Origin of the sequence: Pseudomonas sp. SWI36, assembly GCF_002948105.1 — a bacterium.
In the GTDB taxonomy this organism is placed as follows: Bacteria; Pseudomonadota; Gammaproteobacteria; order Pseudomonadales; family Pseudomonadaceae; genus Aquipseudomonas; species Aquipseudomonas alloputida.
In genome coordinates, this window is record NZ_CP026675.1 from 3,359,359 (window position 1) to 3,383,685 (window position 24,327).

23 protein-coding genes are annotated in these 24,327 nt (G+C 62.0%); 12 read left to right on the forward strand and 11 right to left on the reverse strand.

What is annotated here, in order from left to right:
* Positions 1-278: 278 nt before the first annotated feature.
* Genes C4Q27_RS16035 through C4Q27_RS16045 form a run of 3 tightly spaced genes read left to right on the forward strand, consistent with a single transcriptional unit; the run spans position 279 to position 2,891 of the window.
* Complete coding sequence (locus tag C4Q27_RS16035; RefSeq protein ID WP_010955309.1) at positions 279-1,715, forward strand: cytochrome ubiquinol oxidase subunit I; 1,437 nt, start codon at positions 279-281, stop codon at positions 1,713-1,715.
* Between the two features lie 3 nt (positions 1,716-1,718).
* Positions 1,719-2,726: a cytochrome d ubiquinol oxidase subunit II gene (gene cydB / locus C4Q27_RS16040; protein ID WP_010955308.1), complete on the forward strand. Its 1,008-nt coding sequence runs from the start codon at positions 1,719-1,721 to the stop codon at positions 2,724-2,726.
* Between the two features lie 9 nt (positions 2,727-2,735).
* A complete protein-coding gene (locus tag C4Q27_RS16045) occupies positions 2,736-2,891 on the forward strand; it encodes a DUF2474 domain-containing protein (protein WP_003251614.1) in 156 nt (51 codons plus the stop codon).
* A gap of 105 nt (positions 2,892-2,996) precedes the next feature.
* Here the strand turns inward: C4Q27_RS16045 and C4Q27_RS16050 are convergent, their stop codons facing one another.
* Both C4Q27_RS16050 and C4Q27_RS16055 read right to left on the reverse strand, forming a co-directional pair.
* A complete protein-coding gene (locus tag C4Q27_RS16050) occupies positions 2,997-4,121 on the reverse strand; it encodes a methyltransferase (protein ID WP_064491002.1) in 1,125 nt (374 codons plus the stop codon).
* A gap of 96 nt (positions 4,122-4,217) precedes the next feature.
* Complete coding sequence (locus tag C4Q27_RS16055) at positions 4,218-4,925, reverse strand: autoinducer binding domain-containing protein (protein WP_104887056.1); 708 nt, start codon at positions 4,923-4,925, stop codon at positions 4,218-4,220.
* 215 nt (positions 4,926-5,140) lie between these two features.
* On the opposite strand from C4Q27_RS16055, the gene C4Q27_RS16060 reads away from it, so the two are divergent.
* Positions 5,141-5,917 carry a ferredoxin--NADP reductase gene (locus C4Q27_RS16060; RefSeq protein ID WP_014592355.1) on the forward strand — a complete coding sequence of 259 codons (777 nt, stop codon included), beginning with the start codon at positions 5,141-5,143 and terminating at the stop codon, positions 5,915-5,917.
* A 532-nt stretch (positions 5,918-6,449) separates the two neighbouring features.
* Here C4Q27_RS16060 and mscL read toward each other — a convergent pair.
* On the reverse strand, positions 6,450-6,869 hold the full coding sequence (gene mscL / locus C4Q27_RS16065) for a large-conductance mechanosensitive channel protein MscL (RefSeq protein WP_020193520.1): 420 nt from the start codon (positions 6,867-6,869) through the stop codon (positions 6,450-6,452).
* Between the two features lie 176 nt (positions 6,870-7,045).
* On the opposite strand from mscL, the gene radA reads away from it, so the two are divergent.
* Entirely contained in the window at positions 7,046-8,416 is a 1,371-nt protein-coding gene (radA, locus tag C4Q27_RS16070; RefSeq protein WP_003251626.1) for a DNA repair protein RadA, read from the forward strand.
* Positions 8,417-8,451: 35 nt separating this feature from the next.
* On the opposite strand, the gene C4Q27_RS16075 is transcribed toward radA, so the two are convergent.
* Positions 8,452-9,969, reverse strand: a complete 1,518-nt coding sequence (locus C4Q27_RS16075; RefSeq protein WP_012053706.1) for a nucleobase:cation symporter-2 family protein — start codon at positions 9,967-9,969, stop codon at positions 8,452-8,454.
* Between the two features lie 263 nt (positions 9,970-10,232).
* Positions 10,233-10,595 (reverse strand): PilZ domain-containing protein, encoded by a 363-nt coding sequence (locus tag C4Q27_RS16080; RefSeq protein ID WP_029615590.1) that lies wholly within the window; start codon positions 10,593-10,595, stop codon positions 10,233-10,235.
* Positions 10,596-10,772: 177 nt separating this feature from the next.
* On the opposite strand from C4Q27_RS16080, the gene C4Q27_RS16085 reads away from it, so the two are divergent.
* From C4Q27_RS16085 to yjiA, 3 genes are all read left to right on the forward strand, one after another.
* Positions 10,773-12,839 carry a carbon starvation CstA family protein gene (locus C4Q27_RS16085; protein ID WP_004577217.1) on the forward strand — a complete coding sequence of 689 codons (2,067 nt, stop codon included), beginning with the start codon at positions 10,773-10,775 and terminating at the stop codon, positions 12,837-12,839.
* Between the two features lie 17 nt (positions 12,840-12,856).
* Entirely contained in the window at positions 12,857-13,054 is a 198-nt protein-coding gene (locus C4Q27_RS16090) for a YbdD/YjiX family protein (RefSeq protein ID WP_003251633.1), read from the forward strand.
* Between the two features lie 77 nt (positions 13,055-13,131).
* A complete protein-coding gene (yjiA, locus tag C4Q27_RS16095) occupies positions 13,132-14,109 on the forward strand; it encodes a GTPase (RefSeq protein WP_064491637.1) in 978 nt (325 codons plus the stop codon).
* On the opposite strand, the gene C4Q27_RS16100 is transcribed toward yjiA, so the two are convergent.
* Positions 14,069-15,556: a methylenetetrahydrofolate reductase C-terminal domain-containing protein gene (locus C4Q27_RS16100; RefSeq protein ID WP_104887057.1), complete on the reverse strand. Its 1,488-nt coding sequence runs from the start codon at positions 15,554-15,556 to the stop codon at positions 14,069-14,071. The two genes, yjiA and C4Q27_RS16100, sit on opposite strands and share 41 nt — an antisense overlap.
* Before the next feature lie 229 nt (positions 15,557-15,785).
* Here C4Q27_RS16100 and C4Q27_RS16105 point away from each other — a divergent pair, with 229 nt between their 5' ends.
* Both C4Q27_RS16105 and C4Q27_RS16110 read left to right on the forward strand, forming a co-directional pair.
* A complete protein-coding gene (locus C4Q27_RS16105; protein WP_104887058.1) occupies positions 15,786-16,610 on the forward strand; it encodes a 5-methyltetrahydropteroyltriglutamate--homocysteine methyltransferase in 825 nt (274 codons plus the stop codon).
* A gap of 213 nt (positions 16,611-16,823) precedes the next feature.
* A complete protein-coding gene (locus C4Q27_RS16110) occupies positions 16,824-17,882 on the forward strand; it encodes an IS110-like element ISPpu11 family transposase (RefSeq protein WP_104887826.1) in 1,059 nt (352 codons plus the stop codon).
* Positions 17,883-18,481: 599 nt separating this feature from the next.
* Here the strand turns inward: C4Q27_RS16110 and C4Q27_RS16115 are convergent.
* Positions 18,482-19,660, reverse strand: coding sequence for an acetyl-CoA C-acetyltransferase (locus C4Q27_RS16115; protein ID WP_104887059.1), 1,179 nt, complete (start codon positions 19,658-19,660; stop codon positions 18,482-18,484).
* Between the two features lie 301 nt (positions 19,661-19,961).
* Between C4Q27_RS16115 and fabV the strand changes: the two genes are divergently transcribed.
* Together fabV and C4Q27_RS16125 are read left to right on the forward strand one after the other, a co-directional pair.
* The gene (fabV, locus tag C4Q27_RS16120; RefSeq protein ID WP_104887060.1) at positions 19,962-21,173 is read left to right on the forward strand and encodes an enoyl-ACP reductase FabV; all 1,212 of its coding nucleotides are present in this window, start codon (positions 19,962-19,964) and stop codon (positions 21,171-21,173) included.
* 144 nt (positions 21,174-21,317) lie between these two features.
* Positions 21,318-22,226, forward strand: a complete 909-nt coding sequence (locus tag C4Q27_RS16125) for an alpha/beta fold hydrolase (protein WP_104887061.1) — start codon at positions 21,318-21,320, stop codon at positions 22,224-22,226.
* Between the two features lie 44 nt (positions 22,227-22,270).
* On the opposite strand, the gene C4Q27_RS16130 is transcribed toward C4Q27_RS16125, so the two are convergent.
* From C4Q27_RS16130 to C4Q27_RS16145, 4 genes are read right to left on the reverse strand one after another with little or no spacing between them, the layout of a single operon-like run.
* Entirely contained in the window at positions 22,271-22,612 is a 342-nt protein-coding gene (locus C4Q27_RS16130) for a HopJ type III effector protein (RefSeq protein ID WP_014592347.1), read from the reverse strand.
* Positions 22,605-22,901, reverse strand: a complete 297-nt coding sequence (locus tag C4Q27_RS16135) for a DUF1244 domain-containing protein (protein ID WP_158666133.1) — start codon at positions 22,899-22,901, stop codon at positions 22,605-22,607. Before C4Q27_RS16135 ends, C4Q27_RS16130 begins: the two co-directional genes overlap by 8 nt.
* Positions 22,902-22,910: 9 nt before the next feature.
* A complete protein-coding gene (gene folM, locus C4Q27_RS16140) occupies positions 22,911-23,648 on the reverse strand; it encodes a dihydromonapterin reductase (protein WP_010955293.1) in 738 nt (245 codons plus the stop codon).
* Between the two features lie 33 nt (positions 23,649-23,681).
* Positions 23,682-24,242, reverse strand: a complete 561-nt coding sequence (locus C4Q27_RS16145; RefSeq protein WP_064491633.1) for a hypothetical protein — start codon at positions 24,240-24,242, stop codon at positions 23,682-23,684.
* Between the last annotated feature and the right edge of the window lie 85 nt (positions 24,243-24,327).

The following is a 24,327-nucleotide window of genomic DNA, read 5'->3' on the forward strand; positions in this document are numbered from 1 at the left end:
TACTGTTTGCTCAGGTCGGCACTTTTCCACTGCTAATCAAAGAGGGTGAGGCAACAGGTCACGCGGCAATCCACCACACGGCCCACCAGGCCATTCGGGACTATGCTTCCTAGCATTCATTGATCTGGGTCAATCGTTCCAGATCAATGAATTGGCCGTCTGGCCGGAATCCCTGCGATCGAACAGAACAATTCCAACACGCCGTACTCGACCCAGTGGGGGCAGTGGGCGACTGGGGCCACAAGCCCGGACGCCGGATTATCTGAAGAGGAAGCACCATGTTCGGAATAGAGGCCTTAGAGCTCGCCCGAATGCAGTTTGCCTTTACCGTGTCGTTCCACATCCTGTTCCCGGCCATCACCATTGGCCTGGCCAGCTACCTGGCAGTCCTCGAAGGCCTATGGCTGCGGACCCACAACCAGGTCTACCGTGACCTCTATCACTTCTGGTCGAAGATCTTCGCCGTCAACTTCGGCATGGGCGTCGTCTCCGGCCTGGTCATGGCCTACCAGTTCGGCACCAACTGGAGCCGCTTCTCCGACTTTGCCGGCGCCGTTACCGGCCCGCTACTCACCTACGAAGTACTGACTGCGTTCTTCCTCGAGGCCGGTTTCCTGGGCGTCATGCTGTTTGGCTGGAACCGCGTCGGCCGTGGTCTGCACTTCTTCTCCACGGTGATGGTAGCGCTCGGTACGCTGGTCTCGACCTTCTGGATTCTCGCCTCCAACAGCTGGATGCAAACCCCGCAAGGTCACGAGATCATCGATGGTCGGGTGGTGCCGGTGGACTGGTTTGCGGTGGTGTTCAACCCCTCCTTCCCCTACCGCCTGATGCACATGGCCACTGCCGCGTTCGTGTCCACCGCGTTCTTCGTCGGTGCCTCGGCGGCCTGGCACCTGCTGCGCGGGCGTGACAACCCGGCTGTACGCAAGATGCTGTCGATGGCCATGTGGATGGCACTGATCGTCGCCCCGATTCAGGCAGTGATCGGCGATTTCCACGGCCTCAATACTCTCAAGCACCAGCCGGTGAAAATTGCTGCGATCGAAGGCCACTGGGAGAACGTGCCCGGTGAGCCGACGCCGCTGATCCTGTTCGGCATTCCCGACATGGAGGCCGAGACTACCAGGTTCAAGATCGAGATCCCGGCGCTCGGTAGCCTGATCCTGACTCATAGCCTGGACAAGCAGGTGCCGGCGATGAAGGAGTTTCCGCCCGAGGACCGGCCTAATTCGACCATTGTGTTCTGGTCGTTCCGGATCATGGTCGGGCTTGGTTTCCTGATGATCTTCGTTGGCCTGTGGAGCCTGTGGTTGCGCAAACGCGGCACGCTGTACAGTTCACGCCCGTTCCTGCATGTGGCCCTGTGGATGGGCCCATCCGGGCTGGTCGCGTTGCTGGCCGGCTGGTTCACCACCGAAATTGGCCGCCAGCCCTGGGTGGTGTACGGCCTGATGCGCACGGCGGACGGTGTTTCCAACCACAGCTACGCCCAGCTCGGCTTCACCCTTGTGGCGTTCGTGGTGGTGTACTTCGCCCTGTTTGGCACCGGCCTTGGCTACATGATGCGCCTGGTGCGCAAAGGGCCGCAGACCGGCGAGGGTGACGAGCACACACCGGGAGGCCCAGGCCAGAAACGCACGCCGGCACGGCCTTTGTCCGCTGCCGATGATGGCCGCGAGGCCACCTCTGCCAGCCTGAACGAGGGGAACTGAACCATGGGTATCGACCTTCCACTGATCTGGGCCGTGATCATCATCTTCGGCGTCATGATGTACGTGGTGATGGACGGATTCGACCTGGGGATCGGCATGCTCTTCCCCTTCGTCAAGGGCGAGCAGGACCGTGATGTCATGATGAACACTGTCGCGCCGGTATGGGACGGCAACGAAACCTGGTTGGTCCTGGGCGGTGCCGGACTGTTCGGGGCCTTCCCGATGGCCTATGCCGTGGTCCTCGAGGCCCTGTACCTGCCCCTGATCCTGATGCTGATCGGCCTGATTTTCCGGGGCGTGGCCTTCGAGTTTCGCTTCAAGGCCAAGGCCGACAAGCGGCACATCTGGGACAAGGCTTTCATCTGGGGTTCACTGATCGCCACCTTCTTCCAGGGTGTGGCGCTGGGCGCGTTCCTGGAGGGGTTCAAGGTGGTCGACCGGCATTTTGCCGGTGGCACCCTGGACTGGCTGACCCCATTCAGCCTGTTCTGCGGGCTGGGGTTGATCGTGGCCTACACCTTGCTGGGTTGTACCTGGCTGATCATGAAGACCGAAGGGCCGCTGCAGCAGAAGATGCACGATATGGCCCGGCCGCTGGCGCTGGTGCTGCTGGTGGTGATCGGTATCGTCAGCCTGTGGACGCCCATCGCCTACCCGCAGATTGCCGACCGCTGGTTCAGCATGCCCAACCTGATATGGTTCATGCCGGTGCCGCTGCTGGTGCTGGTGACCTTCTACGGGTTGCTCAAAGCGGTGGCACGCAACGCGCACTACACGCCGTTCCTGCTCACGCTGGTACTGATCTTCCTTGGCTACAGCGGCTTGGGAATCAGCCTGTGGCCTAACATCATCCCGCCGTCGATTTCGATCTGGGATGCCGCAGCGCCACCGCAAAGCCAGGGCTTCATGCTGGTGGGTACCCTGTTCATCCTGCCGTTTATCCTCATGTATACCTTCTGGAGCTACTACGTGTTCCGCGGCAAGGTGACCCACGAAGACGGCTATCACTAGGAGGGCCGCATGATGGCTGGCAAGCATGGTTTGGAAGACAAGAAACCGCTGTGGCAGCGACTGGGTTGGCTGTTGCTGATCTGGGCGATGAGCGTCGCAGCGCTGGGTGTGGCGGCCTGGGTGATGCGGCTGTTCATGGGGGCGGCGGGCCTGACCACACACTGATAAAGAGCGGCAGCGGGCTTGCCCGCGAAGCAGGCAACGCGCTAGATGGCACCGGCGTTGCCGGTGTTCGCGGGCAAGCCCGCTCCTACGGGAGCGGTGGCGCGCTTACTTGCGGGCTTTCAGAATGACGAACTTGGGCGTTGCCGCCACCTGCTCCACCCCCCGGAACAACCGCGCCAGCTTGCTGTGATAGCCCAGGTGCCGGTTACCCACGATGTACAGCGCCCCACCTACCACCAGCGCTTCACGCGCCTGCTGGAACATGCGCCAGGCGAGGAAATCGCCTACTACCTGCTGTTGGTGGAACGGCGGGTTGCACAGCACCACGTCCAGCGACTGTTTCTCCAGCCCGGCCAGGCCATCGGCCGCGAAGAAGGTCGCCGGGCGCTCGCCCAACGCTGCCAGCCAGTTCTCCCGCGCCGATTGCACTGCCATGTACGACTCGTCGACCAGGGTGTACTCGGCCTCCGGGTTGGCCAGGGCGCTGGCGATTGCGAGCACGCCGTTGCCGCAGCCCAGGTCTGCCACCCGCGCACGGCCGAGGTCGCGAGGCAGATGCGGGAGGAACGCCCGCGTCCCGATATCCAGGCCTTCACGGCAGAACACGTTGGCGTGGTTGACCAAGTCAAGAGCCGGCGTGTCGAGGCGGTAGCAGCTGGGGTAGGGGGACTTGGCGAGCGGCCGCTCGGCAACCGTTGCTGTCAGCAAACGGGCCTTTTTCAGTGCCAGCGAAGCCTGTACGGGGCCGATGTACTTCTCCATCAGGTCGCCGGCCGCGCGCGGCAGGTGCTTGATCATCGCCCCGGCAATCACCTGCGCACCGGGTGCCAACTGGCCTTGCAGGCGGATCAGTTGTTCTTCCAGCAGGGCCAGGGTCTTGGGCACACGCACCAGCACCCGGTCGAACGGGCCTTGCCAGTGTTCGCTGGCCGGTACGAACGGCACGCTGTCGAACGGCAGGCCATTGCGCGCCAGGTTCTTTTCCAGGGCCAGGTGCCCCAGGTGCGAGTCACCGCTGCTGACCACCTGCATCTGGCCCGCCAGGCTGGCGGCCAGGGCACCGAAGCTGTCATTGAGCACCAGTACCCGGCAATTGGCGTCGGGTGCCTGATCGTGTAGCTGCGCAAGCAGGTACTCGTCGGCGGCATCGAAGGCCTGCAACGGGTCGTTGGCCTGCTCCGGCTGGCGGATCAGGTCGAGTTCGGCGTAGGGGGTGGTCAACAGGGGCATGGCGTCTGGCTCGGGTACGAAACTGCCCGTTGCGGTTCGCGCCGGGCTTTGCCGGGCGATTCTACAGGGCTTTGCCCAAGGTCGCAGGTTCGAAGATCAGATCCAGCCACGCAAGGCGGCAATGGCGATGGCTCCGGCCTTGTTGGCAGCGTTGGTCTTGGTGATCACGCTGCGGATATGGAAATTGACCGTGCTTTGCGACAGCGAGAGGATGGAGGCAACATCGGCAGCGGTCTTGCCGGCGGCAGACCATTTCAGCACTTCCAGTTCGCGCTCGCTCATTTTCGGCTGGGGTGGGCACAGCGCGTTCAGGTGGTGCTCGCCCAGTACCGCGTGAAGGGTGTGGCACAGCCACTGCACACTGCCGGCTTTGTCGTACAGCTCGAGCACATCGATGTGTCCGTTTGGCCGAGCGACACTGATCTGGCTTTCGTTGTGCTGCTGGTCGTGAAGCGACTGTGTCCAGCCGTGGCGCAAGCCATGCAGGCAGGCCATTTCGCGAAATTGCGGGGCTTCCTTGTACAGTTCATCGGTCCACAGCACCGGCGTCGTCGAGCTGTGGCTCAGGTTCGCTGCCGGGTCCTGCTTGTAGAAGTCGTCGCGCTGGTAGCGCTCGATCCACTCAATTGGGTAGTTGCTGTAGAGGTACAGCCTTGGCGTTTGCGTAGCGATCTGAATGCGGATGTTCAGCCCAAGGTAATCCATGTCCAGGTCCTGAGCCAGATGGACTGCGATGTCGAATAGCTTCTGCGGGCTGCGTTCGCTGACGAACGCATGAAGATACTCGGGTTTCCAGTGAAGCATTTGAAACACTCCTAGGGGCGCGCAGGATCCAATCCGTTTGAGTACCCGGATGATTGTAGGAAAAGACCTACCATCCTGTTGGGATTTTTTTGTTATAGCGAACAGGATTTTCTGCGAGTTCGGCACGTTCAACCTGGATGAGGCCCTACAAAGCGGTGGTTTTTATCCTGGCCACTTTAGGCGACACTGTGCACACGCCAACCCTGGAGCCCGATATGACCGCTAGCGCCGAAAAGTTCACTCGCCAGACACTGCTTGATGTTCAGCCACTGACGCCGAACCTCTTCAGCCTGCGGGTTACGCGCGATGCGGGGTTCCGCTTCCGTTCCGGCCAATTCGCCCGGCTAGGTGTGACCAAGGCCGATGGTAGTGTGGTGTGGCGCGCCTATTCCATGGTCAGCGCCCCCCATGACGAGCACCTGGATTTCTTTTCCATCGTGGTGCCAGGTGGTGAGTTCACCAGTGAGCTGAGCCGTTTGGGTGCAGGCGATACGTTGCTGATCGACCGCCAGGCGTTCGGTTTCCTCACCCTCGACCGCTTCGTCGGTGGTCGTGACCTGTGGCTGCTGGCTACCGGTACCGGCATTGCGCCATTCATGTCGATCCTCCAGGACTTTGAGGCCTGGGAGCGCTTCGACAGCATCAAGCTGGTGTATTCAGTGCGCGAAGCGAAGGAGCTGGCCTATGTGGATGAAATTGCCGGGCTGGAACAGCGCGATTATCTGGCCGAGTACGCGGGCAAGTTGCAGTTCATTCCCGTGGTGACCCGTGAACAACACCCTGGGGCGTTGAATCAGCGGATTACGACGTTGATCGAGAATGGCGAACTGGAGAAGGCGGCGGGGCTTGAGCTGTCGCCGGAGCATTCGCGGGTGATGCTGTGCGGTAACCCGGAAATGATCGACGAAACCCGCAAGGTCCTCAAGGCGCGAGACCTGCAACTGAGCCTGAGCAAGCGGCCCGGGCAGGTGGCCGTCGAGAACTACTGGTAAGACCATTGCGGCCGTTGCGGGCCTGTAGGCGCGGGTTTACCCGCGAAAGGGCCGGGCCTGCTGGCCAATCTCCACCCGCCGTTCACCGTTGCTGCCGCCACCGTATTCGGGGGTAATCCGGATCCTACACAGACCGCCGTGTAGGAGCGGGTTTACCCGCGAAGAGGCCGGCCCTGCTGGCCAATTTCCACCCGCCGTTCACCGTTGTCGCCGCCACCGTATTCGCGGGTAAACCCGCTCCTACACCGGATCGGTGGTGGACACACCTCAGTGGTTTAACACAGGCCGCCGTGTAGGAGCGGGTTTACCCGCGAAGAGGCCGGCCCTGCTGGCCAATCTCCCCCCGCCGTTCACCGTTGCCGCCGCCACCGTATTCGCGGGTAAACCCGCTCCGATGGTGGACACGCATTGGAGGTTGGACACAGGCCGCCGTGTAGGAGCGGGTTCACCCGCGAACACCGGCAGAGCCGGTGCCATCCACCGCATTGGTTTCTACGCGAGCATGCCCGCCCCCACAGCGCCCCCGGCTATTTCAAGGCAAGCGGTTCTGGTTCTGCGTCTTGAGCAAATCGCGAATCTCGGTCAGCAGCGTCTCTTCAGCCGAAGGCACAGGCGGTGTAGTCGGTGCCACGGCTTCTTCACGCTTGAGCTTGTTGATCGCCTTCACGCCCATGAAGATGGCAAAGGCCACGATCAGGAAGTCGATCACGGTCTGGATGAACTTGCCATACGCCAGCATCACCGCTGGCACGTCACCTTCGGCAGCCTTCAGGGTAATGGCCAGATCGCTGAAGTCCACGCCACCGATCAGCAGGCCCAGTGGCGGCATGATCACGTCGCCGACGAAGGACGAGACGATCTTGCCGAAGGCCGCGCCGATGATGATACCGACCGCCATGTCGACGACATTGCCTTTGACTGCGAAAGCCTTGAACTCGTTGAGCATGCCCATGTTTGGTTCCTTGTAACAAAAGGTAAGGTTAAGGCAGTGTAAGCCACTTAAACGCTTCATGCGTTGTGTTCAGGGCTACTGACTGCAGTTAGAACGAATAGTTTTGTCGCATCCCGAGGCGTTCGAGACACGTCCTGCTCAGCTATCATGGCGAATTTTTCCAGGAGACCTCACCCATGGCCAAGGCCAAGCGCTTGTATGGCTGCACCGAATGCGGCGCGACCTTCCCCAAATGGGCCGGCCAGTGCGGCGAATGCGGGGCCTGGAACACCCTGGTCGAAACCATGATCGAAAGCGGCGGCGCTGCTGCACCCAGTAGCGGCCGCGCTGGCTGGACAGGGCAGCAGGCGCAGATCAAGACCCTGGCCGAAGTCAGTGTCGAGGAAATCCCGCGCTTTACGACCAGCAGCACCGAACTGGACCGTGTGCTGGGTGGCGGCCTGGTGGATGGCTCGGTGGTGCTGATCGGCGGTGACCCCGGCATCGGCAAGTCGACCATTTTGCTACAGACCTTGTGCAACATTGCCGTGGGCATGCCGGCCCTGTATGTCACGGGGGAGGAGTCGCAGCAGCAGGTGGCCATGCGCTCGCGGCGGCTGGGCCTACCCCAGGACCAGCTCAAGGTGATGACCGAAACCTGCATCGAGACGATCATTGCCACGGCGCGGGTCGAGAAGCCGCGGGTAATGGTGATCGACTCGATCCAGACTATTTTCACCGAGCAGTTGCAATCGGCCCCGGGCGGCGTGGCCCAGGTGCGCGAAAGCACAGCGTTGCTGGTGCGTTATGCCAAGCAAAGCGGTACGGCAATCTTCCTGGTCGGCCACGTGACCAAGGAAGGCTCGCTGGCTGGCCCAAGGGTGCTGGAGCACATGGTCGACACGGTGCTGTATTTCGAGGGTGAGTCCGATGGCCGCCTGCGCTTGCTGCGGGCGGTCAAGAACCGTTTTGGCGCGGTCAACGAGCTGGGCGTGTTCGGCATGACCGATCGTGGCCTCAAAGAGGTATCCAACCCGTCGGCGATCTTCCTCAACCGTACTCAGGAAGAGGTGCCGGGTAGCGTGGTGATGGCAACCTGGGAGGGTACCCGGCCAATGCTGGTCGAGGTGCAGGCGCTGGTCGACGATAGCCATCTGGCCAACCCGCGGCGGGTAACCTTGGGCCTGGACCAGAACCGTCTGGCCATGTTGTTGGCGGTGCTCCACCGCCATGGCGGTATCCCGACCCATGACCAGGATGTGTTTCTCAACGTGGTCGGCGGGGTGAAGGTGCTGGAAACGGCTTCGGACCTGGCGCTGCTGGCGGCGGTGATGTCGAGCTTGCGCAACCGGCCACTGGCCCATGGTTTGCTGGTGTTTGGCGAGATCGGCTTGTCGGGCGAGGTACGGCCGGTGCCCAGTGGCCAGGAGCGCTTGAAGGAAGCGGCCAAGCACGGCTTCAAGCGTGCCATCGTACCTAAGGGCAATGCGCCGAAAGAAGCGCCTGCGGGGTTGCAGGTGATTGCCGTTACCCGGCTGGAACAGGCGCTGGATGCATTGTTCGAATAGCGTGCAGGAGCGAGCAAGCTCGCTCCTGCAACCCGTCAGTGCTCGGCAACGGCCGTGCGCCTGACCGTTTCATTGCCGTGCTCGTCCAGTTCCAGCATCGGCACTTCGTTACCCTCGGCATCGAACAGCTTGCCATCTTTGAAGTAGTCCCCATCACGCAGCGCGGAAATGTCCGAATACTGGATGGTGCGCTCGTAGGCTGCAGCGAACACTGACTGGTTTTCGGAGTTGCCGGTGGTGAAATGGTTGAAGATCAGGTTCAGCAGGATGGCCATGATCGCCGCCGAGCTGATGCCGGAGTGGAAGATGGTCTCGAACCAGTTCGGGAAGTGGTGGTAGAAGGTCGGCGCGGCAATCGGGATCATGCCGAAGCCCAGCGAGGCCGCGACGATGATCAGGTTGACGTTGTTCTTGTAGCTGACCTTGGACAGGGTGCGGATACCGCTGGCCGCCACGGTGCCGAACAGCACGATACCGGCGCCGCCCAGTACCGGGGTAGGCACGGCGGCAATCACCCGGCCCATGACTGGCAGCAGGCCGAGTACCACCAGAATCACGCCGCCGGTAGCCACCACGTAGCGGCTCTTGACCCCGGTCACGGCCACCAGGCCAACGTTCTGGGCGAACGCGCTTTGGGTGAACGAACCGAAAATCGGCGCCAGGATGCTCGAGGCCATGTCGGCGCGCAGGCCGTTGCCCAGGCGCTTGGAGTCCACCTTGGTGTCGATGATCTCACCCACGGCGAGGATATCGGCCGACGTTTCCACCAGGGTGACCATGATCACGATACACATCGACAGGATCGCGGCGATGTGGAACTCCGGCATGCCAAAGTGGAAAGGCGTGGGGAAGGCGAACATCGGGCCTTCGCTGACCTTGCTGAAATCGGTCATGCCCAATGCCCAGGCGATCAGCGTGCCGACCACCATGGCCAGCAGGATCGACAGGCGTGAGATGGTGGCGCTGCCAAGCTTGCTCAGCAGCAGCACGATGGCGAAGGTCAGCCCGGCCAGGCCGATGTTGGCCACGCTGCCGAACTCCGGCGAGGCGCTGTTGCCACCCATTACCCAGCGTGCGGCAACCGGCATCAGGGTCAGGCCGATGGTGGTGATGACGATACCGGTCACCAGCGGCGGGAAGAACTTGGTGATGCGCGAGAACACCGGTGTGATCAGAAAGCCGATCAGCGACGCAGCCATGACCGCGCCGAGCACCCCAGGCAGGCCACCGCCCCCCTCGCTGCTCAGGATCGCACCCATGGTCGCCACACCGGCGAACGACACGCCTTGCACCAGTGGCAACTGGCAACCGAAGAACGGCAGGCCAAGGGTCTGCAGCAGGGTAGCAAGGCCACCGGCGAACAGCGAGGCGGCGATCAGCATGCCGATTTCGGCACCATTCAGGCCCGCGGCCTGCCCCAGGATCAGGGGTACTGCGACGATCCCACCATACATGGTCAGCACATGCTGCAGACCATAGGCCAGGTTGGCACCAAGGCCGAGGTTTTCATCCTCGGGTCGCTTGGCGGGAGACGTGCTAGGGGACGTAGTCATGGAGCAGGCTCTCTGTTTATTGTTGTGCCGCTACTGTAGACACTTCCTACAAATGATTGCCACAAGAATTGTATACAATATTTTGATCGGAGCGCGAACAGGTCTGGCTGCAGGGTGTGCTAAAACCCAATGCAGAAGGCGTACCAACTTGGCAGAAGCTGTATTAGAAGGGTGTGTACAAAGCATCGCTACCCAGGCTTAAAGCTGTCTGGGTAGACAAGAAACACCAGGCGGGAAGGCTATTAGCTAGCTAAGAGATTTTATTATTCGATGAGTTCGCGCAGCTCACGCATCATTTCGGTGCTGTCAGCCACGTTCAATTCCACAAGACGGTGCAAATGGGTCATCGAATCGACGTCGATGTACAGGCAAATGAAGCCCAGGCGGTCCGGTTCTTCGTGGCGCAGTTCGACCTGCATCTGCACACGGACCTCGTTGTCCAGGTCGATGATGGCGTCGAAGTCCTGGGTCAGGTCGGCATCCCAGTCTGCCGGGCGTTCGATCAGCAAGCCTTTGAGTGAAAGGTCCAGCAGTTTTGCAGGCCAGCGTTTCAGCCCCTGGCGCAGCTCGGTGGGGGCATCGAAGTCGATGCGTTGAAAGCGGCGGCGTTCGTCATGATCGCTCATGGCATGGATCCTCGAATAGGTCATCAGGTGTCATCCTGACTATAGTTAGAGTTGCATGTGCATCAGGTACTGCAATCTGGCCGCAGAGGCTCTAGAACGAAGCAAGTGTGGCAATGCCGCTTGACTGGCCCTAGACTCGGTGGGCGGTCTTTCCAATCCACCAGCTGGAAGCTAACCATGAACAACAATAATAGCCTGCTACGCCATATTCCGTGGCTGGCGCTGGCAGTCATAGGCGCCTGCGCACTGGGTGTGGTTGCCCTGCGTCGCGGCGAGGCGATCAACGCCTTGTGGATCGTGGTCGCGGCAGTGGCCATCTACCTGGTCGCCTATCGTTACTACAGCCTGTTCATCGCCACCAAGGTGATGCAACTCGACCCCCGCCGTGCCACCCCGGCGGTGCTCAACAACGACGGCCTGGACTACGTCCCGACCAACAAACACATTCTTTTCGGTCACCACTTCGCTGCCATCGCCGGCGCAGGCCCGTTGGTCGGGCCGGTACTCGCCGCGCAAATGGGCTACCTGCCCGGCACGCTCTGGCTGATCGCCGGCGTGGTGCTGGCCGGTGCGGTGCAGGACTTCATGGTCCTGTTCCTGTCTACCCGCCGCAACGGGCGCTCGCTGGGCGACATGGTGCGCGAGGAAATGGGCAGAATCCCGGGCACCATCGCCCTGTTCGGCTGTTTCCTGATCATGATCATCATCCTCGCGGTGCTGGCGTTGATCGTGGTCAAGGCCCTGGCCGAAAGCCCATGGGGCATGTTCACGGTGATGGCGACCATCCCGATCGCGATGTTCATGGGCATCTACATGCGCTACATCCGTCCGGGCCGTATTGGCGAAATCTCGGTCGTTGGTGTGGTACTGCTGCTGGCCTCGATCTGGCTGGGCGGCGTGATCGCTGCGGACCCGGTGTGGGGCCCGGCGTTCACGTTCACCGGCGTGCAGATCACCTGGATGCTGGTGGGCTACGGTTTTGTCGCCGCCGTGCTGCCAGTGTGGCTGGTGCTGGCACCGCGTGACTACCTGTCGACCTTCCTCAAGATCGGCACGATCCTTGGCCTGGCCATCGGTATCCTGATCATCGCACCTGAGCTGAAAATGCCGGCGCTGACCCAGTTCACCGACGGCACCGGCCCGGTGTGGAAGGGGACCCTGTTCCCGTTCCTGTTCATCACCATTGCCTGTGGTGCGGTGTCCGGCTTCCACGCGCTGATTTCCTCGGGGACCACCCCCAAGCTGCTGGATAACGAAACCAACGCCCGCTATATCGGCTACGGCGGCATGCTGATGGAATCGTTCGTTGCCATCATGGCCATGGTTGCGGCCTCGGTGATCGAGCCGGGCGTGTACTTCGCCATGAACAGCCCGGCTGCAGTGGTCGGTACCGATGTCGCGTCGGTGGCGCAGACCGTCAGCAGTTGGGGCTTCCTGATTACACCTGAGCAGCTCGAAGCCGTTGCCCGTGACATCGGCGAGCACACCATTCTGGCCCGTGCCGGCGGTGCGCCAACCCTGGCGGTCGGTATCGCGCAGATCCTGCACCAGGTGTTGCCAGGTGAAAACACCATGGCCTTCTGGTACCACTTCGCAATCCTGTTCGAGGCGCTGTTCATCCTCACGGCGGTAGACGCTGGTACCCGTGCCGGGCGCTTCATGTTGCAGGACCTGCTGGGCAGCTTCGTGCCTGCACTCAAACGCACCGAATCGTGGGGGGCCAACCTGCTCGCCACCGCTGGCTGCGTGGCACTCTGGGGCTATCTGCTGTACCAGGGCGTCATCGACCCACTGGGTGGCATCAACACCCTGTGGCCGCTGTTTGGTATCTCCAACCAGATGCTGGCCGGTATCGCCTTGATGCTCGGTACTGTGGTGCTGATCAAGATGAAGCGTCAGCGCTACATCTGGGTCACCCTGCTGCCGGCCGTATGGCTGCTGATCTGCACCACGGCTGCAGGCCTGATCAAGCTGTTCGACCCCAACCCGGCTGTCGGCTTCCTGGCCTTGGCCAAGAAGTACAGCACTGCGCTGGACGCTGGCCAGGTACTGGCCCCGGCCAAGGACATCGGGCAGATGCAGCACGTGATCTTCAACGCCTACACCAACGCGGGCCTGACGATCTTGTTCCTGCTGGTGGTCTTCAGCATCCTGTTCTTCGCCATCAAGGTCGGCTACGCCGCCTTGGGCCGCAAAGAACGCAGCGACAAGGAAACCCCGTTCCAGGCGTTGCCTGACGCGTAATCGAGAGGACTGCAATCATGTTCAACGACTTGGGTCGACTGGGCAAATACCTGGGGCAGGCAGCCCGCCTGATGGTCGGCATGCCCGACTACGACAACTATGTCGAACACATGCAGAAAACGCATCCGGACAAGCCGGTGATGAGCTACGAGGCGTTCTTCCGCGAACGTCAGGAAGCACGTTACGGTGGCAAGTCCGGGCCCAAGTGCTGTTGAGCCTGCGGTACGTGTAAACCTGTGGGAGCCTGGGTAACCGGCTCCCACAGTCATTTTCAGATTCAGGAGTATTTTGCGTGCAGACGCCCATTCCCGTAACCGTCCTTACAGGCTTCCTCGGTGCCGGCAAGACCACCTTGCTCAAGCACATGCTCAAGGCCGAGCATGGCCTGAAGCTCGCCGTGATCGAAAACGAATTCAGCGAGGCCGGCATCGACAGCCAACTGCTGGGGGACCAGCCGGTGCAGGTCATGACCTTGGCCAACGGGTGTGTATGCTGCAGCATCCATGGCGACCTGACTCGCGCGCTGTACCTGCTGCTTGAACGCCTGGATGCCGGGGAAATCGCCTTCGATCGCCTGGTGATCGAATGCACCGGCCTGGCCGACCCGGCGCCGGTAGCGCAAACGTTCTTCATCGACGAGGAGCTGCGTGAGCGCTACATCCTCGACGGCATCATCACCCTTGTCGATGCCGCGCATGCCGAACTGCACCTGACCCAGACCATCGCTCAGGCTCAGGTCGGCTTTGCCGATCGTCTGCTGCTGAGCAAGACTGACCTGGTCGAGCCGGCTGCTGTTGAAGCCCTGCGCGAACGCCTGGCCCGCATCAATAGCAGGGCTGCGATCCGTGTGGTCGAACACGGCTGCATCGACCTGGCTGAGTTACTGGATGTGCGAGGTTTCAACCTCAACCCTGACCTTGGGGTGAACCTGAAACCGATGTTGCGACCGGTGCTCAAGCCTGCCACCCCGGACCGTATCTCCACGATGGTGCTGCGTACCGAAGCCCCGCTGGATATCGACCGCCTCAGCAGCTTCATGAACGAGCTGCTGGAAACCCACGGCAAACAGCTGCTGCGCTACAAGGGCGTGCTGAACATTGCCGGCGAGGAGCGCAAGCTGGTGTTTCAGGGCGTGCTCAAGCTTTATGGCTTCGACTGGGACGCCGAGTGGGCTGCAGGCGAAGCGCGCGAGAGCGTGATGGTGTTCATTGCCGATGAACTGCCCGAGGCTACGATTCGGGCTGGCTTCGAGGCAATGGCTGCGGGCTGAGCCGCTGCGGCGCCTGCCCTGCGAACCACTGCGGCCATGAGCTGCGGTGGCGGGTTTCGACCTCGATGCACGGGATCAGGCGTTCGGTCAGCACAGCGGTTTGCCGCACTGCTTTGGCGGTGCGGTACTTGACGCTGTGGATGCACTCGCGGTCGCCGAACTCGCAGCGGTTCAGGGCGGTTCCGCCGCAAGGGCCATTGGCCAGGCCTTTAGGGCAGGTTTCCGGGCAGATATACAAGGTGTCTTCCAGGCGGCAACGGCCGCAGGTGTCGCAACCCACCAGCGGGCGCTTCACACTGCGCTCCAGCGTGTGCAGCACGTGTGCGCCGACGCGTGTACCCCACAGAGGCTGGCGCACCGCCCAGCCGAAGGCCTTGCTCAGGCTGTTGCGCCGGCTGAACAGCAGTGCGTGCATGCCATGCATCAGATGATAGCGGGCTTTTTCCTTGAATGAGGCATCGACCCGTGACTCGTCCAGGCGCCAGCCAGCCTGTGGCGGATGGAAGGTCACCGCCGGCAGGCCAGGCATCTGCCAGCTGGCGTGCCAGGCCGGTGCCCATTGCTCCAGGGACTGAACCTGGGTTTGCCAGTACTCGATACGGGTCTCCAGGGCCAGCAGCTGTTCGAGCGTGTGAACCCCTGACAGGTGCACACCGGCGTAGCCCATCAGCTTTGTACCGATAATCTGCAAGGCCAGGCGGTCAACACTGCGCGCCTGGGCAAAGGCCTTGGACTGCGCCGTCTCCGCTTCGAGCATGTCGCGCATGGATGGCGTGACAGTGACGCCGGCCACGTGGTCGAGCATCGCCGCGCGCCCGTGGGTGAGGCTCATGAGGCAGGCCAGCATGGGCTTGGGTGAGGCCTGACGGCGCATCCAGTGTATGGCTTCCTGATGCTTGGCGGCATCGAAGCCCAGCTGCAAGGTGAGGAAGTCAGCCCCCGCTGCCAGCTTTTTCTCGGCCTTGAAGTACTGGGCGCCGCCTTCTTCCTCGTGGTACTTGAACGGGTTCAGCGCCGCGCCCAGCAGCCAGTGCGGGCAGGCCTGGCGGGCAACCTGCAGGGCGGCGACCGATTCCAGATAACGCACCGGGCGCTGGCCTGGTTCATGGCCGGGCAGGCGGTCGCCAGTCAGCAGTAACAGCTGGTCGAGGCCGGCGGCGTCCATGCGCTGCAGTTGGGCGAGCAGGTGGTGGCGTTCGCGATCCTTGCCTGAAAAATGCGGCAGGGCGGGCACCGGGTTGCTGAACGAGGCGAGGGCGTCCAGCGGTGACATGTCCAGCGGGCTGCCGACACGATCACCGATGGCCACGGTCATGGGCCAGCCGCACAGGTGCGTACGGGCCATGATCGCTTCCATGGCGGCAAAGCGTTCTGCGGAAGGCTTGGGGACGAACTCCATTACGCAGACGAAGTTCTGTTCGCGCAGGGCGGTTTTCAGCAGGCTCATATTGGCCGGGCACCTGGTGTGGTCAGGGTGGCATTGTGCGGCAGAAGGCGAGCTGGGTCATGTCCGGATGCGCAAGGTGGTGATCTGAATGAGACATGGGGGCGTGAAGATCATGACAGTATGATCATGAAGATTTCTTGGGTTCATCTCAAATTTAATGAGTTTGTCTCAATACCCCGCCAGCCGGAGAATCCCCCTCATTCATTCAAGCATGCTGAAGGGACAAGACATGGCACTGGCACATAACCTGGGCTTTCCACACATCGGCCGTGACCGCGAGCTGCGTGCTCGCCATTGGCAGGTGCAGAAAGACGCCGGCATCGAGCTGGTGCCGGTCGGTGACTTCGCCTGGGACAGCCACGTGCTTAGCGCAGGCGATCAGCCGTTCGTTCTGAACTGGGAACCACTGTTCGAAGAAGTGGAGCACGCCAAGGCCCTGGGCCTTGCAGTCAAGCCGGTGGTGATCGGCCCCTTGACCTATCTGTGGCAGGGCCAGACCCTGGGCGGTGACTTCGACAAGCTGGAGCTGCTTGACCGCCTGCTGCCCGTGTATGACCAGCTCCTCAACCGCCTGGCCGCGCTGGGCGTTGAATGGGTGCAGATCGATGAACCCATCCTCGCTCAGGCGCTGCCCCAGGACTGGAAAAACGCCTATGAACGTGTCTACAACATCCTTCAACGCGCACCGTTGAAGAAGCTGATCGCCACGTACTTCGGCGGCCTGGAAGGCAACCTCGGCCTGGCCGCCAACCTGCCGGTCGATGGCCTGCACGTCGATCTGGTTCAGGCGCCCGAGCAGTACCAGACCATTCTCGATCGCCTGCCGGCCTACAAGGTACTGTCGCTGGGCCTGGTCGACGGTCGCAACGCCTCGCCTTGCGATCTGGGCAAGACCTTGGGGCTGCTGCACGAAGCCCATGAACGCTTGGGTGAGCGGCTGTGGTTGGCGCCGGCTTGTTCGTTGCTGGAGAGTCCAGTGGAACTGGCCGTGCAGAAGTGCCAGGAAGTGGCGGTGCTGGCCGCGTCGCTGGAGCAGGACCGAGCCGCGGCTTGATCAGATGCTGCCTGTGCCGGCCTCTTCGCGGGTAAACCCGCTCCTACGACGGCCTGCGCCCGATCACCGATGAGTGTCCACCACCAGTAATCGATGGACTCGCCCCCGCCGAGGCATCACAGTGCCACGGTGGTGTTCGAAGAAGCCAACGGCAGCGAGGGCGAGACCATGAAAAAGCATAGTTCGAAACACGATTCCCTGTCTTCCACTGATGTGGAGCTTTGCACAACCATCTGCGTAGACCTGGCCAAACAGGTCTTCCAATTAGCAGGCGAGGACGCTACTGGTCGGGTGATCTACGAAGATCGCATCAAATCCCGCCAAGCGTTCCACGATTTCCTGCTCAGGCTGCCAACGACCGTGGCCGTCTTGATGGAGTGCGGTCCAGGTGCACAAGCCTGGGCCAGACTGCTGCAGGCCAAAGGTAATCCGGTTCGCATCCTGCCGGCGCAACGTGTCGCCGAACATCGCAGCGGTGCTAAGAACGATCGTAACGACTGCTATGCCATTTTGCGTGCCGGTCGCGATACGAGCATCGCTTCGATACCGATCAAGAGCACCACAGCACTGGCTATTCAAGCGCTGCACCGTATCCGGCGCGGTAACATCAAGCGACATACCGCGCTGGGTAATCAGATCCGTGGTTTGCTACTCGAGCATGGCGTATCCATGCCCCAGGGCGATGCCGCGATCAATAAGCATGTGCCTCAGGCGCTTGAGGATGCTTCCTTGCCTCTACCCGACCTGTTGCGCGAGTTGCTCGATGAGTTGCTGATGGACTGGTTGTCTCTAGGTGAACGCATAACGGCGCTGAGCCGCCGGCTCGAAGCGACTGCCCAAGAGGATAAAGTCGCTCAGCGACTGATCACCATTCGCGGCGTCGGCCCTATCATTGCCACGGCGATCGTGGCGAAACAGACCGACCCCAGCCGCTTCGCCAGTGGCCGAATGTATTCCGCCTTCTTCGGTATCGTGCCCGATCAGCACAGCAGCGGAAACAAAATCAGATTGGGCAAGATGAGCAAGCGCGGTGACGGCTACATACGCAGCCTGATGATCCAGGGCGCGCATGCTGTCTTGAGTCAGTTAAGGCCTGATTCCGATCAGCCAGATGATCGCCGCCTCTTGCGCTGGCTATCCCGCCTTGGGCGCAAGGAGGCGGCGATCAGGCTGGCTAATCGAAATCTGCGGATTATCTGGGCCCTGTTACAGAGCGATCAGGTTTACCAACGCAAACCGAACGAAAAACCGGAGGCGGCTATGAGCCTCTGACCAACCGGGTAATGCCACCGGGGCGCTAGGCGCTCCAACCCCTGCTAGTGAACATTGACCCTAGGTAAGACCGTCGCAGACCGATGCCTCCGCTCCTACAGGCCTGATAGTGGCCTCCATGTAAACGGCACACTGCGAGCTCACCACGATGTTGGCCAGAAGCAAAAAGCTTCCTCGAACAGGCCTGATACATAGATGCAACCGGGTTCCTATGTTCAAAAAAGCAGCTAGACAGTGTGGGCGAGTCCATACATAGGAGCGGGTTTACCCGCGAATACGGTGGCAGCTGCAACGGTGAACGGCTGGTGGAAATTGGCCAGCAGGCCCGGCCCTTTCGCGGGTGAACCCGCTCCTACACGCGGCCTGCGCCCGATCACCGATGTGTGTCCGCCACCGATCAGTGGTAGGAGCGGGTTTACCCGCGAATGCGGTGGCAGCTGCAACGGTGAACGGCGGGTGGAAATTGGCCAGCAGGCCCGGCCCTTTCGCGGGTGAACCCGCTCCTACACGCGGCCTGCGCCCGATCACCGATGTGTGTCCGCCACCGATCAGTGTAGGAGCGGGTTTACCCGCGAAGAGGCCGGGCCTGCTTGAATCAATCAGCGCTCGATGGCCAGCGCCACCCCTTGTCCACCACCAATGCACAAGGTCGCCAGGCCTTTCTTGGCATCCCGTTTGATCATCTCGTGCAACAGGGTCACCAGCACCCTGCACCCGGAAGCACCAATCGGGTGGCCCAGGGCAATCGCCCCTCCATTGACGTTAACCCGCGCGGCATCCCATGCCAGCGCATTGCCCACGGCCAGCGCCTGGGCGGCAAAGGCTTCGTTGGCTTCGATCAGGTCCAGTTCGGCCAGTTGCCAACCGGCCTTGTCCAGGCAACGCTGGGTCGCCGAAACCGGACCAATGCCCATGATCGCGGGGTCTACCCCGGCACTGGCGTAGGCGGCGATCTTCGCCAGTACCTGCAAGCCCAAAGCCTCGGCCTTCGCTGCGCTCATCAAAAGCACGGCGGCGGCGCCGTCGTTCAGGCTGGAGGCATTGCCTGCGGTGACGCTGCCGTCCTTCTTGAAGGCCGGACGCAGTTTGGCCAGGGACTCGGCGGTGGTGTCCGTGCGTGGTTGCTCGTCACGGGCAAAAACCTTGGGCTCTCCCTTCTTCTGCGGCAGCACGATGGGGGTGATTTCAGCGTCGAAACGGCCGGCCTCGATCGCTGCCACTGCCTTGCGCTGCGATTCGGCAGCAAAGGCATCCTGCTGCTCACGGCTGAGGCCGTACTTGTCCACCAGGTTTTCGGCAGTGATGCCCATGTGGTAGTCATTGAAGGCATCCCACAGGCCGTCCGTGATCATGCTGTCGATCAGTTGGCCATGGCCCATGCGTTGGCCGGTGCGGGCCGAGGGCATCACGTAGGGGGCTAGGCTCATGTTCTCCTGGCCACCGGCAATCACCACCTCGGCATCGCCACAGCGGATCGCCTGGGCGGCCAGGTGCAGGGCCTTGAGGCCCGAGCCGCAGACCTTGTTCAGGGTCAGGGCCGGTACGCTGAAGGGCAGGCCAGCCTTGATCGCTGCCTGGCGTGCCGGGTTCTGACCGGCACCGGCAGTGAGCACTTGGCCGAGGATGACTTCGTCGACCTGCGCCGGGTCCAGCCCGGTTTGTTTCAGCAGTTGCTTGATCACGGCGGCGCCGAGGTCAACCGCAGGCACAGTGGCCAAGGCGCCCTGGAAGCTGCCGATGGCGGTACGGGTTGCGGCGACGATCACCACGTCGTTCATGTTGTTGTTCTCCGTGCAATGGGCGTAGTGCCGCCAGCATCGGCGGGATTGGCTTATTTGTTAAGTTTGTTTTTCTTTCTGATTGATGTGAAAAGCAAATCAATGGGTGGCTGGCGTTCTCACCAGCCAATCTGGATTTCCTGCAGCCATGACCCTCCTGCACAGACGAACTCTGGTTTTGCATCCCTCTGATCACCCCGTAATATGTGTCGGATAACCTGCGGGGGTAGTCTCACCCTCTGATCAATCGGAATCGCCCCAAGCGGCGCTTTCCTGGCATAAACCTGACGAGGTACAGACATTGGCCATCATTCATCCTAAGGTTCGCGGTTTCATCTGCACCACGACTCACCCGAAGGGCTGCGAGCTCAACGTCCGTGACCAGATCGAAGCCACCCGCAAGCTGGGCGTACGCGAGGATGGCCCGAAGAAGGTCCTGGTCATCGGTGCTTCCAGCGGCTACGGCCTGGCTGCCCGCATCACGGCGGCCTTCGGCTTCAAGGCCGACACCCTGGGCGTGTTCTTCGAAAAACCAGGCACCGAGACCAAGGCCGGCACTGCTGGCTGGTACAACGCTGCCGCCTTCGACAAGTTCGCCAAGGCCGAGGGCCTGTACAGCAAGTCGATCAACGGTGACGCCTTCTCCGACGAAGCCCGCGCCAAGGTCATCGAGCTGATCAAGAACGAAATGGGTGGCAAGGTCGACCTGGTCATCTACTCGCTGGCTTCGCCCGTGCGCAAGCTGCCGCAGACCGGTGAAGTCATTCGCTCGGCACTCAAGCCGATCGGCCAGCCATACAAGTCGACCGCCATCGACACCAACAAGGACACCATCATCGAGGCCAGCGTCGAGCCGGCCACCGAGCAGGAAATTGCCGACACCGTCACCGTCATGGGTGGCCAGGACTGGCAGCTGTGGATCGATGCGCTGGCTGGCGCCAATGTACTGGCCGAAGGCGCTCGCACCGTGGCCTTCAGCTATATCGGCAGCGATATCACCTGGCCGATCTACTGGCACGGTGCACTGGGCCAGGCCAAGCAGGACCTGGACGAAACCGCCCTGCGTCTGAACCAGAAGCTGGCCGGTGAAGTGAAAGGCGGCGCCAATGTGGCGGTGCTCAAGTCGGTGGTTACCCAGGCCAGCTCGGCCATCCCGGTGATGCCACTGTACCTGTCGATGGTCTTCAAGATCATGCAGGAGAAAGGTGTTCACGAAGGCACCCAGGACCAGCTCGACCGCATGTACCGCGACCGTATGTACCGTACCGACGGTGCGCCGGCAGAGGTCGACGAGAAGGGGCGCCTGCGCCTGGACGACTGGGAACTGCGTGACGACGTGCAAAACGCCTGCAAGGCCCTGTGGCCACAGGTGACCACCGAGAACCTGTTCGAGCTGACCGACTATGCCGGTTACAAGAAGCAGTTCCTCAACCTGTTCGGCTTCGAGCGCGCTGACGTCAACTACGACGAAGACGTGGCCACCGATGTGAAGTTCGACTGCGTCGAGCTGTAATCGGGTAAGCCTGTACCGGCCTCTTCGCGGGTGAACCCGCTCCTACAGGTCTCCACCCCTGTAGGAGCGGGTTCACCCGCGAAGAGGCCGGTACAGGCTACAAAATATTTGCTAGTTTTGGCGCACAACGACAGGGAATGCGCCATGAGTAGCCTCACCCAACCTGCTACCCCATTTCGCCACCCCGCGGCCGACGGCTACCGCCTCGGCGGCTTCTGCTGGCGCCACGCCCAACCTGACCCCCAGCGCCCGCTGGTGATCATCAACGCTGCCACTTCGGTACGCTGCCGCTATTACGCCCGCTTTGCCGACTACCTGTTCGCCCACGGCTGCGATGTGCTGACCTACGACTACCGTGGCATCGGCGAATCCCGGCCGGCGTCGCTGCGTGGTTTCCAGGCCTCCTGGAGCGACTGGGGCCGGCTGGATTTCGAAGCCATGCTGGCGCATGCGGCAGCGCATTTTCCAGGTCAGCCGGTGGACGTGGTGGGGCACAGTTTCGGCGGTTGTGCAGTAGGCCTGGCACCGTCGGCTGGCCAGATCCGTCGGGTCGTGATGGTTGGCGCGCAGTTCGCCTACTGGCGCGACTACGCGGCCAACCAGCGCTGGCAGCTGTTCGGCAAGTGGCATGTGGTCATGCCGCTGCTGACCCGGGTATTCGGCTATTTTCCCGGCAAGCGCCTGGGTTGGCTGGAAGACACGCCGTCCGGCGTGGTGCACGACTGGAGCACGCGTACCCCACGTTATGAGCACCGCCCCAGCGGGCGGGCGTTGGCGGCGCTACCGTTCGCCCAGGTGCGTGCGACGACGCTGGCCATCAGTCTGACGGACGACCCTTTCGGGACCGTGGCGGCGACCGAGCGTTTGTTGGGTTATCTACAGGGGGCCGAGCGAAAGCACCTGCGCATTGCACCTGTGGATATCTCGGCCGAGGAAATTGGCCATTTCGCGTTTTTCCATGACCGGTTTCGCGAAAGCCTGTGGCCGGTGGCCTTGCAGTGGTTGCGGCAGGGGAGGCTGGAAGGCGGGGGGCCTGGCACCATCATGGATTGAGGGTGGGCGCGGGATCGTGGGGCCGCAAAGCGGCCCCGGCAATCTCAAGCCTTGCGCGCAAGCGGTTGCGCAGCAAACTTCACACCCGCCAGACCGTGTTTGATCAGTGCACGGATGTTGCCATGGTCGCTGCCCTCAGGCGTGGCCAGCACATCACGGTAGTGTTCGCCGAAGGCCAGCAGTGCTTCCTGGTCGCTCAGCCCTTCAAGCAAGGCCAGGCCCAGGGTTTTGCACGAACCTTCGTTCTGCCCTGCCGCATTCTCTACGCCGCCGTTGTTGAAGGCCTGCGGCTGGTAGCTGTAGTTGTCGGCAATGAACGCCAAGGTATCGGCAAATACATGTTGGCCGCTGGCCAGGCTTGCGCGCAGGGTATTCAGGTCAGTCACGAGGTTTTCCTTTTTCGAACGCCGCTTGTTGTTCGGCGCTGGCTTCTTTCTGGTATTGGGCTTTCCACTCGGCGTAGGGCATGCCGTACACCGCTTCGCGGGCATCATCCAGGCTCAGGTCCAGCTGACGCTCGTCAGCGGCGGCCTTGTACCACTTGGACAGGCAGTTGCGGCAGAAACCGGACAGGTTCATCAGGTCGATGTTCTGTACATCGGTGCGCTTTTGCAGGTGTTCGATCAGGCGCCGGAACGCGGCGGCCTCGAGCTCGAGCTGTTGCTGTGGGGTCATGGTCTTCTCTCAAGTCATGCGGTTCTTCAGGTGGCGGCCACCGTTGATGACCACCTGGCTGCCGGTGCTGTACTGGCTGGCGAGCAGGTACTTGACGGTCTCGATCAGCGGGCCGGCGCCGGGTTCGAACTCCAGCAGGGCCTTTTTCAGGGTTTGCTGGCGGTAGGCGTCGTCACCCCCTTCCTTGAGGATCAGCAGCCCGGGCAGGATACCGTTCACACGCACCTTGGGCGCATATTTTTCGGCGAATGACAGCACCATGTTCTGCAGCGCGGCCTTGGTGGCGGCGTAGCCGATGTGGCTTTTACTGCCGCGCGAGGAGGTTTCGTCGCAGATGTGGATGATGTCGGCCTTTTCCACCTTGGCCAGCAGGTCGCCCAGGGCCAGGTTGAGGTGGTAGGGCGCTTCGACGTGCAGGCGGAACATGGTCTCGAGGTTGTCGAGGCCGTCGTCGAGCCATAGCGAGGCGTTGTGGATGATGGCGCGCAGTCCGTCGTAACGATCGTGCAGGTGATCGATCAGCGCCTGGCGGTCGCCCGCCTGGCACAGGTCGGCCTGAAACTGCACGATGTTGGGGTGGGCTGCCTGCGGCTGGATGCTGCGGCTGGCACTGACCACCGTATGGCCGGCCTGTGCCAGTTCGAGGGCCAGGGCCAGCCCGACGCGCTGGCTGGCTCCGGTAACGAGAATGGGGCTGTTCATGTTCGGGGTGGTCAACTTGTCTGTCCTTTGGTTGCCACCCAGCATACCCGAACTGTTTCCCTGTTGTATGGCCTGGCCTCAGCGGCTGCGCAAGGCGCCGGCAGTGGCCGGGGAGGCATGCAGCCAACTGGCTAGCAGGCGGGTGGACAGCGGGATGAACAGGTACACCATGACCGGCGTCAGGGCCAGGGTGCTGAGCAGTACCCGGGGCACGAGGTCGAGTGCCGTCAACCAATGGCCGAACAGCAGGTTGAAGGCCAGCGAAACTGGGAAAAACGCCAGCCAGATGGCCACGGCCTGCTTCCAGCGTGGCGGTTTCCGCACCGTGTTGGTGCCGAACCAGTCGTCGATACCGCTAACGCGCGCCTCTTTGGGGCGTTCGAACAGACCGTTGCCGCGTTGTAACCATGCGCGGCGAGAGGCGGAGTGCTCCCAGGCATGCAGCGTCGGCTCGTCGCTGAAGCGGAAGATGATCTGAAATTCGTCGCCATCCCGGGGCGGGGCAAGGATGCCCGAGCCGAGGTAGCCAGGGAAGTCGGTGGCCAGCTGTTCGCCTTCGTGCAGCCAGGCCAGCAGGTCCTGGTAGCGGCCATGGGCGGCGCGGCGCGACACCATGAGGGTGACGGGTGGGGTAGACATTGTGTATCTCCTGGCAACGGGGCTGGCGGGTAGCTGGCCCTTTGGCTGTGTGGCCCGGGGTGGTGGGCGACGCAGTCGTGCATGC